Raw genomic sequence first — 13,974 nt, 5'->3', positions numbered from 1 at the left:
GAGAGGTGATCGGGGTCCAATGCTGCGACCATGGAAGGTGATGCTGTCCGAGCGGATCAGCGCCGCGCGGTCGATGCCGCTCTACCTCCAGATCGTCCATGCGCTGATCCACGAGATCCAGCGCGGCCGCCTCACGCCGGGCACCTATCTGCCGAGCAGCCGCGAGCTTGCCGCGACGCTTGAGGTCAACCGCAAGACGATCGTGCTCGCCTATGACGATCTGACCGCGCAGGGCTGGCTCGAATCCAGGGGAACGCGCGGCACGATGGTTGCCGCCAATTTGCCCGAACAGCCGCTCGAGCCACACGGCGTGAGCGCACCGTCCGATACCGCCGAATTCCCCTTCGCGATGACCGAGAGCGCGCCGTTCGTGCTGTCGGGCAGCGACTGGCTGACCTTTGACGAAGGTACGCCCGATTGCCGGCTGTTCCCGACCGAGTTGCTCGCTCGCGCCTATCGCGACGCGATCGGCCGGGCGCGGCGCGGCAACCGGTTGCGCTATGGCGATCCGCGCGGCTCGGCGGTGCTGCGCCGGTGCATTGCCGACATGCTCAATGCGCAGCGCGGGCTGGTGGCGGGGATCGACAATATCTGCATCACGCGCGGCAGCCAGATGGGCGTGTCGCTGGCGGCGCGGATCCTGCTTGCGCCGGGCGACACGGTGCTGATGGAATCGCTGAGCTATGCACCCGCCGCGACGGCGTTCCAGGCAATGGGCGCTACCGTGGTCGGGGTGCCGCTCGACCGCGACGGGATCGATGTCGAGACGGTCGAGCGGATGTGCCGGTTGCACCGCGTCCGCGCGATTTTCCTGACGCCGCATCATCAATTTCCCACCACTGTCGCGCTGCGCCCCGAGCGGCGCTTGCGGTTGCTCGAACTCGCGCGGCAATTCGCCTTTGCGATCATCGAGGATGATTACGACCATGAGTTTCATTTTGAATCGCAGCCGCTGCTGCCGCTTGCCAGCTACGCGCCGGGGCGGATCATCTATATCGGTTCGTTGTCGAAGCTGACGCTGCCGAGCCTGCGCATCGGCTATATCGTCGCGCCGACGCGCGTGATCGACGCGATCGCGCACCAGGTCATGTCGCTTGACCGCCAGGGCAACACGCTGACTGAGGATGCGGTCGCCGAGCTGATCGATGCCGGCGAACTTCGCCGTCATGCGCGGAAAATGAACCTGATCTACGCTGCGCGGCGCGATGCCTTCGCCACGGCGCTCGACCACCATCTTGGCGGGCTGGCCGAATTCGACGTGCCGGATGGCGGACTGGCCTTCTGGCTGCGCTTCAACGACCCCGCGCTGCTCGACCGGATCGACCGCAACGGCGCGGCGGTCGGGTTGCGCTTTGCGCCCTCCACCTCCTATGCGACCGCACCGTCGGTCGAGCGCGGCCTGCGGCTCGGTTTTGCCAGCCTTGACGAGGCGGAAGCGAATGGCGCGTTGCGCCGCCTGCGCGGGGCAGCGGATCTCAGCTGATCACCGCTTCGCCTTTTTCGCCAGGGTCACCGGCTGGAACTGGCCCAGGCCGCAGCTGGCGCCGCGGATCGTCGGCGGCGATTGCAGCACGGTGATGATGTCGACCGAACAAAGCTGGCTGAGCGAGGTCTTGTAGCTGAAGCTCTCCTCGAACCCCAGGCCAGGGCAGCTTTGCGGCAGCGTGTTGCGATAGACCTTGCCGCCCTGCATCTCGAAGTCGATCACCTGGTCGCTGCGCACATGGCTCTGGCGGATGCGGTTGAGTTGGATGCAGCTTTCGGGCTTGCCGGCGGGTGTCGCCTCCGGAATCTGGTTGCGGTCGCGGGCTGCGCCCGGTGCGGCCATCGCCGCGACGGCAAGTGCGATGAGCAAGGTGCGCATACCTAAATCTCCTGCTGCGCCGCGCCTTTGGGGGCGGGCGTCTTGGGCTTGAACGCACACAGGTCGCGAACGATGCAGCGCCAGCATTCGGGCGTGCGCGCCTTGCAGGTGTATCGGCCGTGCAGGATTAACCAGTGATGAGCATGGAGCCGGAAGGGCTGCGGTGTCACCTTGTCGAGCACCAGTTCGACCGCCAGCGGGGTCTTGCCGCGCGCCAGACCCGTGCGGTTGCCGACGCGGAAGATGTGCGTGTCGACCGCGAAGGTCTCATGCCCGAACGCGGTGTTGAGCACGACATTGGCGGTCTTGCGCCCGACCCCGGGCAGCTTTTCCAGCGCATCGCGGTCGTCCGGCACTTCGCCGCCATGGTCGCGGATCAATGCCTCGGACAAGGCGATGACGTTCTTCGCCTTGGTGTTGAACAGGCCGATCGTCTTGATGTGCTGCTTGAGCGCGGCCTCGCCCAGCGCGACCATCTTCGCCGGCGTGTCGACCTCGGCGAACAGCAGCCGGGTCGCCTTGTTGACCCCGACATCGGTCGACTGGGCGGAAAGGGCGACGGCGACGAGCAGCTGATAGGCATTGCCGTACGCCAGCTCGGTTTCGGGGTGCGGATTGCCGGCGGCGAGGCGGGCGTAGAATTCGATGACATCGGTGCGCTTCATGCCGCACCGGCCACGGCTTTGTCCCGGCGCCGCAGCGCCACACCCTGGACGACCAAAGTGGCCAGTGCGACGACCTGCCACAACGCCCAGAGCGAGAGCCACAATATCGCGATGCCGCCGACACGGTGCATATATCCCACGCCTTCGCGTGTCGTGGCGTTCAGCAGTATCAGATCGAGCACCACGGCAAGAATGATGATGGCGACGCTCATGTCGAACCGGCCGCGATCGGCGCGAGCCAGACGGACGGCGACGAGCGGGAACAGGACCGGGCACGCCAGGGAGAAGAAGAACGGCGTGATCCAGCCATGACCTGCGCCCGTCATCACCAGCGCGACGTACAGGCTGAACAGGCCGATCAGCAAGCCGATGGCGCCGGCGAAGATCGCCTTCACCTCACAGCCCCAACACGTCGCTCATGCCGTAGCGACCCGCCGGCTGGCCCGCGAGCCATAGCGCGGCGGTGATCGCGCCGCGCGCGAAGATCTCGCGGTTCTCGGCGCGGTGACCGATCTCGATCCGCTCGCCTTCGCCGGCGAAGACCACGAGATGGTCGCCGGCGGCCGATCCGCCGCGCAAGCTGGCAAAGCCGATCGTGCCTTCGCTCCGCGCGCCGGTCAGGCCGGCGCGGTCAGCGACCTTGGCTTCGGCCAACGTAATGCCGCGCCCCTCGGCGGCGGCCTCACCGAGCAACAGCGCGGTACCGGATGGCGCGTCGACCTTGTGGCGGTGATGCATCTCGACGATCTCCACATCCCAGTCGGGGCCGAGCCGCGCGGCGGCGTCGCGCACCAGCGTTGCCAGCAAAGTGACGCCGAGCGAGACATTGCCGGTCTGCAGCACGGCGATCTCGGCTGCCGCCGCGTCGATCAGCGCATGGTGGTGGGGGCCAAGGCCAGTGGTGCCGATCAGGATTGGGGTGCCCGATGCGCGCGCTGCGTCGAGTGTCGTCTCCAGCGCGCCGGGGACGGAGAAGTCGATCAGCACATCGGCATCGCGCGTCAGCACCGCCGGGTCGCCGCCCGCGTCGATCCCGCCGACCAGAGTTGCGCCGAGATCGGGGATCGCGGCGGCAAGCGCCTGGCCCATGCGTCCGGCGCTGCCGATGATGCCGATAGAAGTCATGATGTGGTCGTCCAGGGTCTGAGAGTATGGCGCGATACGGAGCCATGTGCTGCCATAACAGGGGGTGCGGGGAACAGGCTTATCTTCACGGGCTCGGTGTTTGAATCAGGCGGGCGCGGCCGGCTGCGCCTCGCTCTTCGGGACGATCTCGACCAGCAGGTCGCCGGACTGGAGCTTGCCGACCTCGGGCTGCCAGAAGCCGTAGCATTCGGTGCCGCGATAGATGCGCAGGCCAAGCCCGGTCAGGATCGCGGCGAGCGGCTTGCCGACCTCCTCCGGGGTGACGCGGCGCTCGTGCAGGGCGACCCGGCCATCGGCGGCGGCGAGATCGGCCATGTAATCGGCGATGTGCGGCCCATGCGTCGATCCGGCGAGCAGCAGCCCGGCAAAGCTGGCCGGATTGATCACGGTGGTGGCACCCGCTTGCCGCGCGAGCGCCTCATTGTCCTCTGACCGGATGATCACGCTGATCGGCACATCGGGGGCGAGACGGCGCGCGGTCAGCACGATCAGGATCGAGGTGTCGTCGCGCCCCGCCGCGACGATCAGCGCGCGGGCATGGCCGACCTGTACCGCGTCGAGCGTCGCGTTGCGTGTGGCGTCGGCGTTGATGATCGTCGCGCCGATATCCTCGGCCGCCTCGATCGCGGCGGGCCGCTCGTCGATCACCACGATGGTCGATGCGTCGGTGCCGCGGCGGATCAGCTCACTGACCGCCTCCGACCCGCTGGTGCCATAGCCGACCACCACGACATGGTCCTGCAGCTTGCGCTGGATCACTTTCATCCGCCATCTCTCCCACACGCCCTTGAGCAGGAAATCATATGCCGTGCCAAGGAAGATCAGCCATACGAACAGCCGGATCGGCGTGACCAGGAAGCTGTCGAACATGCGCGCCTGGTCCGACACCGGCACGATATCGCCATAACCGACCGACGTGATGGTGATGATGGTGAAATAGACCACGTCGGTGAAGCTGATCGCGCCGTCGGCATTATCGCGCAGCCCATCGCGGTCGAACCAGAAGATCGCCAGCGCGACCCCGATCAGCGCAAAGGCCAGCGCCACGCGGAACAACAGGGACAGCCAGGGCGGCGTCGCACCCTTGCGGCGCAGCGCCAGGCGGCGGTCACGGATCGGCAGCAGGCGGCGCATCATGCCGCTTTGTAGCGCGGTTGGCGGCGGTGTCGAAGCGTTTGGCGCGGAGGTGGCATGGGCCTGCTGCAAGCGCGGCGATCCGGTCGGTGTCGCTGCTCCGCTCGGTGTCTTGCCCGGGCCGCCCTCTCAACCGTTCGTGCTGAGCCTGTCGAAGCACCGCTCTTCCTTTCGACAGCCGTTAAGAAGAGCGACCTTTCGACAAGCTCAAGGCGAACGGAAGGGAGTGGACCAACTCAACTCGGAATCGCTGCAATGTCCGTCGCTACGGGAATTTGCGGGAAAATCTGCGGGAATTTCTCGGCGCTTGCGGAACCATCGGGACAGGGCCGGGGCGAATGTCAGGCTTTCGGCTGTCCGTGCGGGGAACTGTCGTTCAACTCGTCGCGGGCGGCCCCTGCGTCTCGCGCGCCGCCTTGCGCGTTGCGGCATCCGCCTTCCGCGCCTGGCCGGCGGCGGTACCGGTGCCGCCATCGACGCCCTCGCCGGGCCAGCGATAGGCAGTGATATCCGCTCTGGCCGCATCGAACGGCCGCCCGCTGAGTGCGGCGTCGACATGTTCGATGACGGCGTTGCGATGCCTCTTGGTCAGGGCCGCGGCCGCGCCGTCACCGGCGCCGCTCCCGCCGCAGGTAACGAAGACATGAGTCTGTCCGGCATCCCCGGGCAGGGCCGCGAGCTTCAGGTCGCAGCGATAGGTGGCCAGGTCGCCCTTCTCGGTCCAGATGACCTTGTCGACGCCGTTGCCGCTGATCTCATTCGTCACATGGGGTGCCGTTGCGCCGTCGCCCGGCGGTTCGAACTTGATGGTGCTGAGCGTTTCATACGCCGTCGCCACCGGGACGGGATAGACGTCCGCCGGATGCTGCCGGAGGAAAAGATACGCCGCCCCGGCCGCCAGGATCACGCCACCCGCCAACAAACGCATGACAAGCTCCTTTGGGAAAATTGCCGGGGGCTGTTGTAGCGGGTGGGGCTTACCAATTCTTTACAGGGGACGGGGTGCAGCCCCGGCGCTGCTTTTACTGTTTTGAGGCGGCAATTTTCCCGATGCGGTTAAGTTGGATTTTGGGCCAGAATTATCAGTGGGTTTTCAGTGGCTTGCAGACGAAAATGCTGTTATTGAATAACAGCATGGGAAAAGCAGCATAACAGCACGGGACAGCAGCGGATTGGATGCTGTTCCGCGCCGGCGCGGCAGATGGAAATCGTCCAGAGTTTATCGGTCATGTCAAAGAGCGGGGATGGCTTTGAGCGAGCCGGTCCAGGCGCGGTGGTGGCATGGGCATGGCGGGGTTTGAATCAAATTGGAGTTTTCAACGAGTCTCGATGGCAGCGTTGGCTGATCCCTGCCAGTCAGATTCAGGCCGGACCCGGGGAAAGCGGACCGCGCACCAGTTCGGCGCGCATTTTGGCCGCATAAGTTCGCCCGATGCGTACTTCGCTACCGCCGACAAGTTCTGCGATCAGCGCCGAAAACGGCGCACTCTTCAAGCGGACGATGGCGTCTCTGCGGATGATCGCGCTGCGATGAACGCGAATAAAGACATTGCGCGGCAGACGCTGTTCCAGCGATGCCAGGCTTTCCTGATGCAGATGGCTTTCCCCATCGCTGAAGATGCGGACATAGTCACGTTCGGCGACGATATGGGTGACGTTCCGCAACGAAAGGCGTCTGTAATCTCCGCGCGACCTCACCCAGAAATCCGGCCCGGCGCTATCGCTCTGTTGCAGTGCGCGCCGAAGCGAGCCGACCATTTCCTGAAGCTCGCGGACGCGTTCCTCGTTCGAACTCGCCCGCAGCCGGGCGCAGGCGCGCGCCACCGCCACCTGTAAACGGGCCGGTTCGAGCGGCTTGGTGACATAGTCGATGGCATGAGCATCGAAGGCGCGCTGGGCCTGATGATCGAAGGCGGTGACGAATATCGTTGCCGGCGCCACCGGGCCGAGCCGTTCGAGCAGGTCGAAGCCGGTTCCGCCCGGCAACTGGATGTCGAGCGTCAGGATATCCGGACGCAATCGGTCGATCAGGATTTCCGCTTCATCGACATTCGCCGCCTCTCCCACGATATGGATGCCCTCCATCGCCCCGAGGGCGCGCCGGATGCGGCCACGGGCCAGCGGCTCGTCATCGACGATCAGGACCGAAAAGCCGATCATTCGTAGCGCAGCGGCATTTCGATCACCGCCTCCCACGCTCCTTTACCATCATAGCCGGCCGTGCATCGTCCGCGATCGCCGAACCGCGCAGAGAGCCTTTCACTGACATTGGCGAGCCCGATTCCGGTGGAGGGAGAGTCCGTCATGTCGCGATCCGGTGTAACATCATTGGTTACCGTCAGGATGAGCCTTTGTGCCGCCGCCCGGGCATGGACCCGAACCACGATGGGCGTGCGGGCCTGCCCCACGCCGTGCTTGATCGCATTTTCAACGAGCGGCTGCAGGATCAGACTGGGCACGAGCGCGCGGTTCAATTCGGCGGGAATTTCGAATGCGACGTTCAGCCGGTCGGAAAACCGTTCGCGTTCAATCGCCAGATAATCCTGCTGCAGCGCGATTTCCCGGTCGAGGCGAACATCGCTGAACGGATCCAGGGTCAACGTGGTGCGCAGGAATTCCGACAGGACGACGACCATGCGCTTGGCGTCGTTCGGCATGCCTTCCTCGATCAGCGCTGCGACCGAGTTGAAGGTGTTGAACAGGAAATGCGGATTGATCTGATAGCGAAGCGCCCGCATCTGAGCGGCCAGCGCCTCTTCCCGGATCGCGGCAAGCCGTTGCTCCTGCTGACGCACCTCATGACTGTAGAGCATCGCGACATAGAGGCAGGCCCAGCCGAAGAAGAACGAGCTGTTCTCGATCAGGCTGTAGGCAAAATCGCGCGGCGCGAACGCAGGCTTTTGCGGCCACATGAACCAGGACGCGAGAAGGAAATCGATGCTCGCGGAAAAAGGCGAGCAGAGCAATGTGAGGGCGAAGCAAAGCAGCGCCTTGTGCAGGAAGGATATATTGCGCCAGCGCAGCAGCAGCGCCGAAATGGCGAAGGTGATGGCAACGCTCGCTGCGATCCAGATGAGCTTTGCCGGCGCCGACGTCCAGGCGTCGACGCCGACGAAATGCCACAAAAGGCTGGTGATCAGGAAGACGGAAAACCAGTAGACTGCCCCCAGCTGCCGGGTCATCCGGCGCAGTTCGATCCGCGAATCCGCATCGTCGCGCAACGCGCTGGGGCCGTCGGCATGCATTGCATGGGTTATTTGCATCTTGCCCTGCCAAGTCGAGTGCCGTTCAGGGCGATTTCAAGCCGTTCGCAGATTTTCCGCGCCGCCCGGGGGCCGAATGCAGCGGATCGCCGAAATCCGCTTCGCCCTGCTTCGTGCCGCTGCGAAGCGCGGAAGAATGGATAATGGCGAACCATGTCAACCATATGCGAGGGCTTGTATGACGCGTTTCCTCGATCTGCACCGACTGGCGCGAGTGCTCCTGATCGGACTCGCCTGGTGCCTGTGGCCGGTACAGGCGCAAGGGCAGGCCTATCCCTGCAATGGTGCCGGGCCGGGCGAGCGGGTGGTCGGCATGTCTCCGGCAGCGCCCGGCGTGGCGTCCTTTCCGCTGTGCGTGCGCGACGAGAGCAGCAACGCCCCCGCCGAGCCGGCCGCGCCGCATAACAGCTATGCGGCGATCGCCTGGCATCCCGATGCCGCCGACATCTGGGTCGACGGCAATTACAGCGGCGGCGACAATATCGCCCAGCGCGAGGTGCTGGCGGCGTGCAACAGGGCGATGGGCGGCGGCTGTTCGCTGGCCGGCGACTGGGGGAATTCGTCGATGGCCATCATCCGCGATCGCAACGGATCCTTCTACCGGGGCTGGGCCGGCGAAGGCGGGGCTGAGCGTCGGCAGGTGCTTGCCGACTGTTCGGCCAAGCAACTGCTGCCATGCGAGATCTTTGCCACCATTCGTTCAAGCACCAACCGCCGTTCGCCCGGCGCATCCGCGCGCAAATTCTATGCGGCGTCGGCCTGGGTCGTTGGCCTCGACGGATATGATCACAAGCTTTACATCGCGAGTGGCCAGCGCAGCGCCGATGCCGCGACCGGGGCGGCCATCAAGGCATGCCGCGATGCGACATCGCGTCCCTGCGAAAGCACCGCACTGACCGGCAACGGGTTTATCCAGGCCTATCGCATGAATGGCAATAGCGACAGCGCGACCGTCGAAACCTCGGCCAAGCGCGCGCAGCAAGCGGCCCGGGTGAACTGCAAGAAACAGAGGGGCACGTCGTGCGAACTACAGGCGCTGTTCGATAGCCGCAAACCGGGACTGTTTGTGCACGAATTCGCTAAAACAAAAACGCCGTAGCACCGGCGAAGGGCTCCCCGTCCGTGATCGGGATGCATTGCAACATCGTCAAGCATCGGCCCGGCACATTTCCCGGGATATGGTTTCCCGGTATGTGCCGGCATCGTCTACTATGGTCGATCGTATGAACGCCCAAGGCATGACGAAGACATGAATGACGAAAACTGGGGGGAATTCTCTCGATGATCCGGAATCTCTTGTCCCTGACCGCAATCATGTTGACCGGCTTTGCCGACCCGCAAGAGCCGCCCTCGGAATCCCGGTCTGCCGCAACGCCTGACCGAATTTCCTATACCGCCACCGGCAATGGCTGGACCGGCGGGCGTACCGAGTGGTGGATCGATCATTCGGGGCGCGGCATGTATCGCACGACGGTTCGGCACCAGGCCGGCGGCGAGTTCAACGCCGGGCCAGCCGGCTTCGCACGCATTCGCGCGATATTGCAGCCGCTCGAGGAGGTGCGCGAATTGCCGTGTGACGGGGCCGTCACAGACCAGGGCATGGGCACGCTCAGCTGGCGTCGCAGCCATGGTGAAACCTCGCTGCGCTTCGATTTTGGCTGCAACTTTCGCCAGCCGGATGCTGCCCGGGCGCAACTGGGTCAAGCAAGCGAACTCGTGCAGAAATGGGCATTGGCGCGCTAGCCGACGCGTTCCGTATTGGCTCGACCGGCGCCGACGGCCTGTCGTGTGGTCGCCCACACATTGACCGAGGATAACGGTTAGGCCCTCACCGGACCCGCGGGTTATTCCGACCAGGCTTCCGCATAGATCGTGCCGGCGGGAAATTCGGTGACAGTGCACCAATTCCGATTGCATGGGTCTTGCCGGCGAAAGCATTATGTTAATTAGCGCACCGTCACGGAATTATTGCACTGTCACCGAATTAGGTCCTTGGAGCATTTTAAACGGCCGGTCTCGCCGAATGGTGGTTGTGAGATGCCATTCGGTATAGACAGGAATCATGATGCCCCCCGCGCCACTCGCTATGCAGTTTCGGACGGAGTGGTCACGTCAATATCCGGCCCTCCTGCCCATTGGCTGGCTGCTGCGCAAAGACCCAGTCCGGCCGTGGGTACGCTTCCATGCTCTTCCGGAATCCAAGCGATATGCGGACGACGACACGGAACGGCAGATCATCCTTTACCGCGCGAACGCGCTTGGTGACCGACTACTCGGTTCCGGAACTCCGTGTTGGATCGTTGAGGCACGAACAGATGAATGCGAGGGCTCGGGTGAACTCGCGATGGTGTCGGCTGAGGACGACGATCCGGACAGCATGGTGTGGCGCTTCTACGTCCGTCTCGAAGAGTGGCAATCGGGGAGGTATGACGACAGGTTTCTCAGCATCGCTGACGATCAGCCCAACCGCGCCATCTGGCTGAGCCGAGATAGCGGATCGGTGTTCGCCCCGTATGATGGCGGATTCGATCTATTCCCGCCCACTTGGCGGGAGGTGAACGCGCTGAAGAAAGAAAGGCACGATTGGCTCTCCGATCATCCGGCAGGGCTTTAAGCGCGTGCGATCGAGCGTCCGCTCCCCGGTCGTGAGTGGTCCGGCTGCGTTGGGATCGTGAATTGGGGATAGCCGACGCGTTCGACATTGGCTCTGTCGTCACCTGCAGGTTCGCCTACACTTCTCGACAACGGACTTGACCGGGCAGCCCTTGGCGATTGAATGGCGTGCATGACCGAAGAGAAAATCAAGGGCCCTGCCTCCTACTTCCCATCCATCGAGAAGAAGTACGGTCGCTCCATCGACGAATGGAAAGCGTTCCTGCGCGCGCGGTACCCCGCCAAGCACATGGAACTCGTCGCGATGCTCAAGGACGAGCACGGCATGGGTCATGGGTACGCAAATGCTCTGGTCGCCCACACATTGGCCGAGGATAACGGTTAGGCGCTCACCGGACCCCGAACTATTCCGACCAGGCTTCCGCATAGATGGTGCGGGCGGGATCGTCCGGATCCGGGTGTAGCCAGATCCCGCCCAGCTCGCCGGTCCCGACATAGATGCCGTGATGCTCCGCATCCGCGCTGACCACGCACCAGCCGCCGGGGACTGTTTCGGTCAACTTCCAATCGGCCAGGCATTGCCGGCGGATATGGGCGGACAGTGTATCGACGACCGCGTCATAGCGGGTTTTCAGGACATATTCGGTTTCGCCATGCGCCCATGATTCGGAGCTGTGCAGCTCGATCACGGTTATTCCCTGCAACACTGCGGTGCCCGGCTTCAGCACCGCGACCGCCGAGACGCTCGCGTCGGGTTCGCCGTCGATTCCCGGCATCGGATCGCATTTGACCGAAATGCGCGCCACCCGGCTGCGCCATGGTGGCTTCAACTCGTCGAGCCGCAGGGCGCGCACCGGCGCACAGCCCTTTCCCGAGGTCTGGTCCCCGCCATGCGCCAGGACCGGGCCCTTGACGTCGAGCACATCGACCGGCGCAGCGGAGGCGCTGGCCAGGGCAAGCACAGCGGGCCAGATCAGCCAGGTCATGCGGGATGCGCTCCGGGCCTGCGACTCTTCATGAACCGGTTATACATGACGGCACTGAAAATGGAGGCATTTCCGTCGCGGTGCCGATCGCGCATGGGCCTGGTTCGGGCAGCAGGAACGACAGGCCCGGTTCAGCCGGTTTGGGCGACGCTCACATCCTGTCCGCTGGTCTGCGCATACGCCGTCAAAATAGCCAGAACCAGCCCCGGAAAGCGCGCATCCACCTCCCCACAACGCGACGTGTTGCGCATTTCCACCCCGTGCCGTTCGGACCGGATCAGCCCGGCTTCGCGCAGGATCTTGAAATGCTGCGACAGCGAGGATTTGGGAATGACCCGGTCGCCAAAGCTGGCAAAGGCCGAGCATTTCTCGACACAGCCGGCGCCGGCGATCCCGGCGAAGATCGCCGCGCGCTCCGGATCCGACAAGGCGTGAAGCACCGCTTCCGGCCGGATGTCGTCGATCGAAGGATGCAGCAACGGTCTCATATTTTTTTAGATAGCGGGGCTTGACCGTAAGTTCAATAGTTCCAACATTCCGAACAACGGGACTAAGGCCTGCCATGTCGGCGACCGGTCTATCGTCAAAAGGAATGAATCATGTCGAAACTGGCAGGCAAGGTCGCAGTGGTTACCGGCGCATCAAAGGGTATCGGCGCGGGCATCGCCAAGGCGCTGGCGGCGGAGGGCGCCGCGGTGGTGGTCAATTATGCCTCGAGCAAGGCGGGCGCGGATGCGGTGGTCCAGGCGATCACCGCTGCCGGCGGCAAGGCGGTCGCGGTGCAGGGCGACGTGACCAAGGCTGGCGACGCGCAAAGCGTGATCGACGCGGCGGTGAGCAATTTCGGGCGGCTCGACGTGCTGGTCAACAATTCGGGCGTCTATGAATTCGCGCCGATCGAGGCGGTGACGGAAGAGCTGTACCGCCGCATGTTCGACGTCAATGTGCTTGGCGTACTGCTGACCACGCAGGCGGCGTCGAAGCATCTCGGCGAAGGCGGCAGCGTGATCAACATCTCGTCGGCGGTGACCAGCCTGTTCCCGCCGGACTCGACCGTCTATACCGGCACCAAGGGCGCGGTCGACGCGATCACTGGCGTGCTGGCGGTCGAATTCGGTCCGCGCAAGATCCGCGTCAATGCGATCAACCCGGGCGCGGTCGAGACTGAGGGCGTGCATAGCGCGGGCTTTATCGGGTCGGATTTCATCAACGCTATCGTGGCGCAGACGCCGCTTGGCCGGATCGGCCAGCCGGACGACATCGCGACCATCGCGGTGTTCCTGGCCTCCGACGATTCACGCTGGCTGACGGGTGAGAAGCTTATCGCCAGTGGCGGGCTGCGCTGATCCGCTAATTGGGCAAAAGAGGCATGCGTGCTCCCCATAGGCGGGGAGCATGCATGCCAGTGGCCTGGACCGATATGGCTAGGCCTGTCCGATGTGGGATTCTGTGCCCGCCAGGAGCCGCCGGATATTGGCCTTGTGGCGCACAATGACGAACAGCGCACCGGCGATCGCCATGAGCAGGAAAGCCAGGGGCTGATGAAACATTACCATCAGGACGACGGCCGTCACTGCCGCCAGTATCGAACTGAGCGACACGATCCGGGACACGGCCAGGACGATAGCGAAGCTGATCGCAACGCCCAGTCCCACTTGCCAGGATAGCGCCAGCAACACGCCCAATCCCGTGGCTGCCGATTTGCCGCCAGTGAACCGGATCCAGATCGATCGGCTGTGTCCGACAATCGCTATCAGTGCGATGGTCGCGATTTCCCAGGGCAACCAGGCCTGGAAGCCGGCCGGTGCGACGGCGATCACCGCCGGCAGCGAAAAGAGCCAATAGGCAAAGGCGACGGCGGCGGCGCCCTTGAGCAAATCGATCAGCAGTACCGCCAAAGCGGGCACTTTGCCCAATGTGCGCAAGACATTCGTGGCGCCGGTAGATCCGGAACCATGCTCACGAATATCTATGTCTTTCAATAACTTGCCTAGCCAATATCCAGTCGGGATTGCGCCGCACAAATAGGCGACTGCCCCCGCCAGCACGCTATAGCCAATCCAGGCCATCATTCAGAAATCCTCTCTCTCTCGCGGCCTTCATGACATGCGTCGCGTGCCGCAGATATGCGACTATGGGTGTCCCATATCTATGCGAACCCGCCATGGCACCACGTGGGTCGATTCATCGCTGGTCGGGCGCATACCGGGCTGCGCATCCGTTTCCGATCGCCCGTTTCCATTTGCGGTGGCGTGAGTCATACTCGCGGTCGATACGATCCTCAAAAGGAGGAAGGCGGATGC

At 64.0% G+C, this 13,974-nt stretch carries 17 protein-coding genes; 6 read left to right on the top strand and 11 right to left on the bottom strand.

All coding sequences use genetic code 11. From position 1 onward, the window contains the following. Positions 1-19 precede the first annotated feature (19 nt). Positions 20-1,483, top strand: a complete 1,464-nt coding sequence (locus ACRECS_RS19255; protein ID WP_431584562.1) for a PLP-dependent aminotransferase family protein — start codon at positions 20-22, stop codon at positions 1,481-1,483. Here the strand turns inward: ACRECS_RS19255 and ACRECS_RS19250 are convergent, their stop codons facing one another. The 8 genes from ACRECS_RS19250 to ACRECS_RS19215 all read right to left on the bottom strand — a co-directional run bounded on the left by ACRECS_RS19250 (position 1,484) and on the right by ACRECS_RS19215 (position 8,072). Next, positions 1,484-1,864, bottom strand: a complete 381-nt coding sequence (locus ACRECS_RS19250) for a hypothetical protein (RefSeq protein ID WP_431584561.1) — start codon at positions 1,862-1,864, stop codon at positions 1,484-1,486. Positions 1,865-1,866: 2 nt separating this feature from the next. Then, positions 1,867-2,529, bottom strand: a complete 663-nt coding sequence (gene nth / locus ACRECS_RS19245; protein ID WP_431584560.1) for an endonuclease III — start codon at positions 2,527-2,529, stop codon at positions 1,867-1,869. Continuing rightward, positions 2,526-2,924, bottom strand: coding sequence for a hypothetical protein (locus ACRECS_RS19240; protein WP_431584559.1), 399 nt, complete (start codon positions 2,922-2,924; stop codon positions 2,526-2,528). The genes nth and ACRECS_RS19240 overlap by 4 nt, the downstream gene beginning before the upstream one ends. A 1-nt stretch (position 2,925) precedes the next feature. Further along, the gene (gene dapB / locus ACRECS_RS19235; protein WP_431584558.1) at positions 2,926-3,654 is read right to left on the bottom strand and encodes a 4-hydroxy-tetrahydrodipicolinate reductase; all 729 of its coding nucleotides are present in this window, start codon (positions 3,652-3,654) and stop codon (positions 2,926-2,928) included. A 105-nt stretch (positions 3,655-3,759) separates the two neighbouring features. Beyond that, a complete protein-coding gene (locus ACRECS_RS19230; RefSeq protein WP_431584557.1) occupies positions 3,760-4,809 on the bottom strand; it encodes a potassium channel family protein in 1,050 nt (349 codons plus the stop codon). 376 nt (positions 4,810-5,185) lie between these two features. Further along, positions 5,186-5,737, bottom strand: a complete 552-nt coding sequence (locus tag ACRECS_RS19225) for a hypothetical protein (protein ID WP_431584556.1) — start codon at positions 5,735-5,737, stop codon at positions 5,186-5,188. Positions 5,738-6,171: 434 nt separating this feature from the next. Then, the gene (locus tag ACRECS_RS19220; protein WP_431584601.1) at positions 6,172-6,894 is read right to left on the bottom strand and encodes a LytR/AlgR family response regulator transcription factor; all 723 of its coding nucleotides are present in this window, start codon (positions 6,892-6,894) and stop codon (positions 6,172-6,174) included. Between the two features lie 71 nt (positions 6,895-6,965). After that, the gene (locus tag ACRECS_RS19215) at positions 6,966-8,072 is read right to left on the bottom strand and encodes a sensor histidine kinase (protein WP_431584555.1); all 1,107 of its coding nucleotides are present in this window, start codon (positions 8,070-8,072) and stop codon (positions 6,966-6,968) included. Between the two features lie 178 nt (positions 8,073-8,250). Here ACRECS_RS19215 and ACRECS_RS19210 point away from each other — a divergent pair, with 178 nt between their 5' ends. The 4 genes from ACRECS_RS19210 (at position 8,251) to ACRECS_RS19195 (ending at position 11,070) form a co-directional block, all read left to right on the top strand. Continuing rightward, positions 8,251-9,171: a DUF4189 domain-containing protein gene (locus ACRECS_RS19210; RefSeq protein WP_431584554.1), complete on the top strand. Its 921-nt coding sequence runs from the start codon at positions 8,251-8,253 to the stop codon at positions 9,169-9,171. A 182-nt stretch (positions 9,172-9,353) separates the two neighbouring features. After that, the gene (locus tag ACRECS_RS19205; RefSeq protein WP_431584553.1) at positions 9,354-9,815 is read left to right on the top strand and encodes a hypothetical protein; all 462 of its coding nucleotides are present in this window, start codon (positions 9,354-9,356) and stop codon (positions 9,813-9,815) included. A 319-nt stretch (positions 9,816-10,134) separates the two neighbouring features. Next, the gene (locus tag ACRECS_RS19200) at positions 10,135-10,686 is read left to right on the top strand and encodes a DUF3885 domain-containing protein (protein WP_431584552.1); all 552 of its coding nucleotides are present in this window, start codon (positions 10,135-10,137) and stop codon (positions 10,684-10,686) included. A gap of 171 nt (positions 10,687-10,857) precedes the next feature. Next, positions 10,858-11,070 carry a DUF4287 domain-containing protein gene (locus ACRECS_RS19195; RefSeq protein WP_431584551.1) on the top strand — a complete coding sequence of 71 codons (213 nt, stop codon included), beginning with the start codon at positions 10,858-10,860 and terminating at the stop codon, positions 11,068-11,070. Between the two features lie 19 nt (positions 11,071-11,089). On the opposite strand, the gene ACRECS_RS19190 is transcribed toward ACRECS_RS19195, so the two are convergent. Further along, a complete protein-coding gene (locus ACRECS_RS19190) occupies positions 11,090-11,671 on the bottom strand; it encodes a hypothetical protein (RefSeq protein ID WP_431584550.1) in 582 nt (193 codons plus the stop codon). Between the two features lie 131 nt (positions 11,672-11,802). Continuing rightward, entirely contained in the window at positions 11,803-12,150 is a 348-nt protein-coding gene (locus ACRECS_RS19185) for an ArsR/SmtB family transcription factor (protein ID WP_431584549.1), read from the bottom strand. Between the two features lie 120 nt (positions 12,151-12,270). On the opposite strand from ACRECS_RS19185, the gene ACRECS_RS19180 reads away from it, so the two are divergent. Beyond that, on the top strand, positions 12,271-13,017 hold the full coding sequence (locus ACRECS_RS19180) for a glucose 1-dehydrogenase (RefSeq protein ID WP_431584548.1): 747 nt from the start codon (positions 12,271-12,273) through the stop codon (positions 13,015-13,017). Positions 13,018-13,095: 78 nt separating this feature from the next. Here the strand turns inward: ACRECS_RS19180 and plsY are convergent, their stop codons facing one another. Further along, positions 13,096-13,743 carry a glycerol-3-phosphate 1-O-acyltransferase PlsY gene (gene plsY, locus ACRECS_RS19175; protein ID WP_431584547.1) on the bottom strand — a complete coding sequence of 216 codons (648 nt, stop codon included), beginning with the start codon at positions 13,741-13,743 and terminating at the stop codon, positions 13,096-13,098. Positions 13,744-13,974: the final 231 nt, after the last annotated feature.

This window comes from Sphingomonas sp. (genome assembly GCF_050725575.1).
In the GTDB taxonomy this organism is placed as follows: Bacteria; Pseudomonadota; Alphaproteobacteria; order Sphingomonadales; family Sphingomonadaceae; genus Sphingomonas.
This window is presented reverse-complemented; position numbering and strand designations above follow the sequence as displayed.

Bases quoted from the DNA above. Each gene is read 5' to 3' on its own strand.
- ACRECS_RS19255 (WP_431584562.1), top strand. From the start codon at position 20: ATGCTGCGACCATGGAAGGTGATGCTGTCCGAGCGGATCAGCGCCGCG.
- ACRECS_RS19250 (WP_431584561.1), bottom strand. From the start codon at position 1,864: ATGCGCACCTTGCTCATCGCACTTGCCGTCGCGGCGATGGCCGCACCG.
- nth (WP_431584560.1), bottom strand. From the start codon at position 2,529: ATGAAGCGCACCGATGTCATCGAATTCTACGCCCGCCTCGCCGCCGGC.
- dapB (WP_431584558.1), bottom strand. From the start codon at position 3,654: ATGACTTCTATCGGCATCATCGGCAGCGCCGGACGCATGGGCCAGGCG.
- ACRECS_RS19230 (WP_431584557.1), bottom strand. From the start codon at position 4,809: ATGCGCCGCCTGCTGCCGATCCGTGACCGCCGCCTGGCGCTGCGCCGC.
- ACRECS_RS19225 (WP_431584556.1), bottom strand. From the start codon at position 5,737: ATGCGTTTGTTGGCGGGTGGCGTGATCCTGGCGGCCGGGGCGGCGTAT.
- ACRECS_RS19220 (WP_431584601.1), bottom strand. From the start codon at position 6,894: ATGGAGGGCATCCATATCGTGGGAGAGGCGGCGAATGTCGATGAAGCG.
- ACRECS_RS19215 (WP_431584555.1), bottom strand. From the start codon at position 8,072: ATGCAAATAACCCATGCAATGCATGCCGACGGCCCCAGCGCGTTGCGC.
- ACRECS_RS19210 (WP_431584554.1), top strand. From the start codon at position 8,251: ATGACGCGTTTCCTCGATCTGCACCGACTGGCGCGAGTGCTCCTGATC.
- ACRECS_RS19205 (WP_431584553.1), top strand. From the start codon at position 9,354: ATGATCCGGAATCTCTTGTCCCTGACCGCAATCATGTTGACCGGCTTT.
- ACRECS_RS19200 (WP_431584552.1), top strand. From the start codon at position 10,135: ATGATGCCCCCCGCGCCACTCGCTATGCAGTTTCGGACGGAGTGGTCA.
- ACRECS_RS19195 (WP_431584551.1), top strand. From the start codon at position 10,858: ATGACCGAAGAGAAAATCAAGGGCCCTGCCTCCTACTTCCCATCCATC.
- ACRECS_RS19190 (WP_431584550.1), bottom strand. From the start codon at position 11,671: ATGACCTGGCTGATCTGGCCCGCTGTGCTTGCCCTGGCCAGCGCCTCC.
- ACRECS_RS19180 (WP_431584548.1), top strand. From the start codon at position 12,271: ATGTCGAAACTGGCAGGCAAGGTCGCAGTGGTTACCGGCGCATCAAAG.
- plsY (WP_431584547.1), bottom strand. From the start codon at position 13,743: ATGATGGCCTGGATTGGCTATAGCGTGCTGGCGGGGGCAGTCGCCTAT.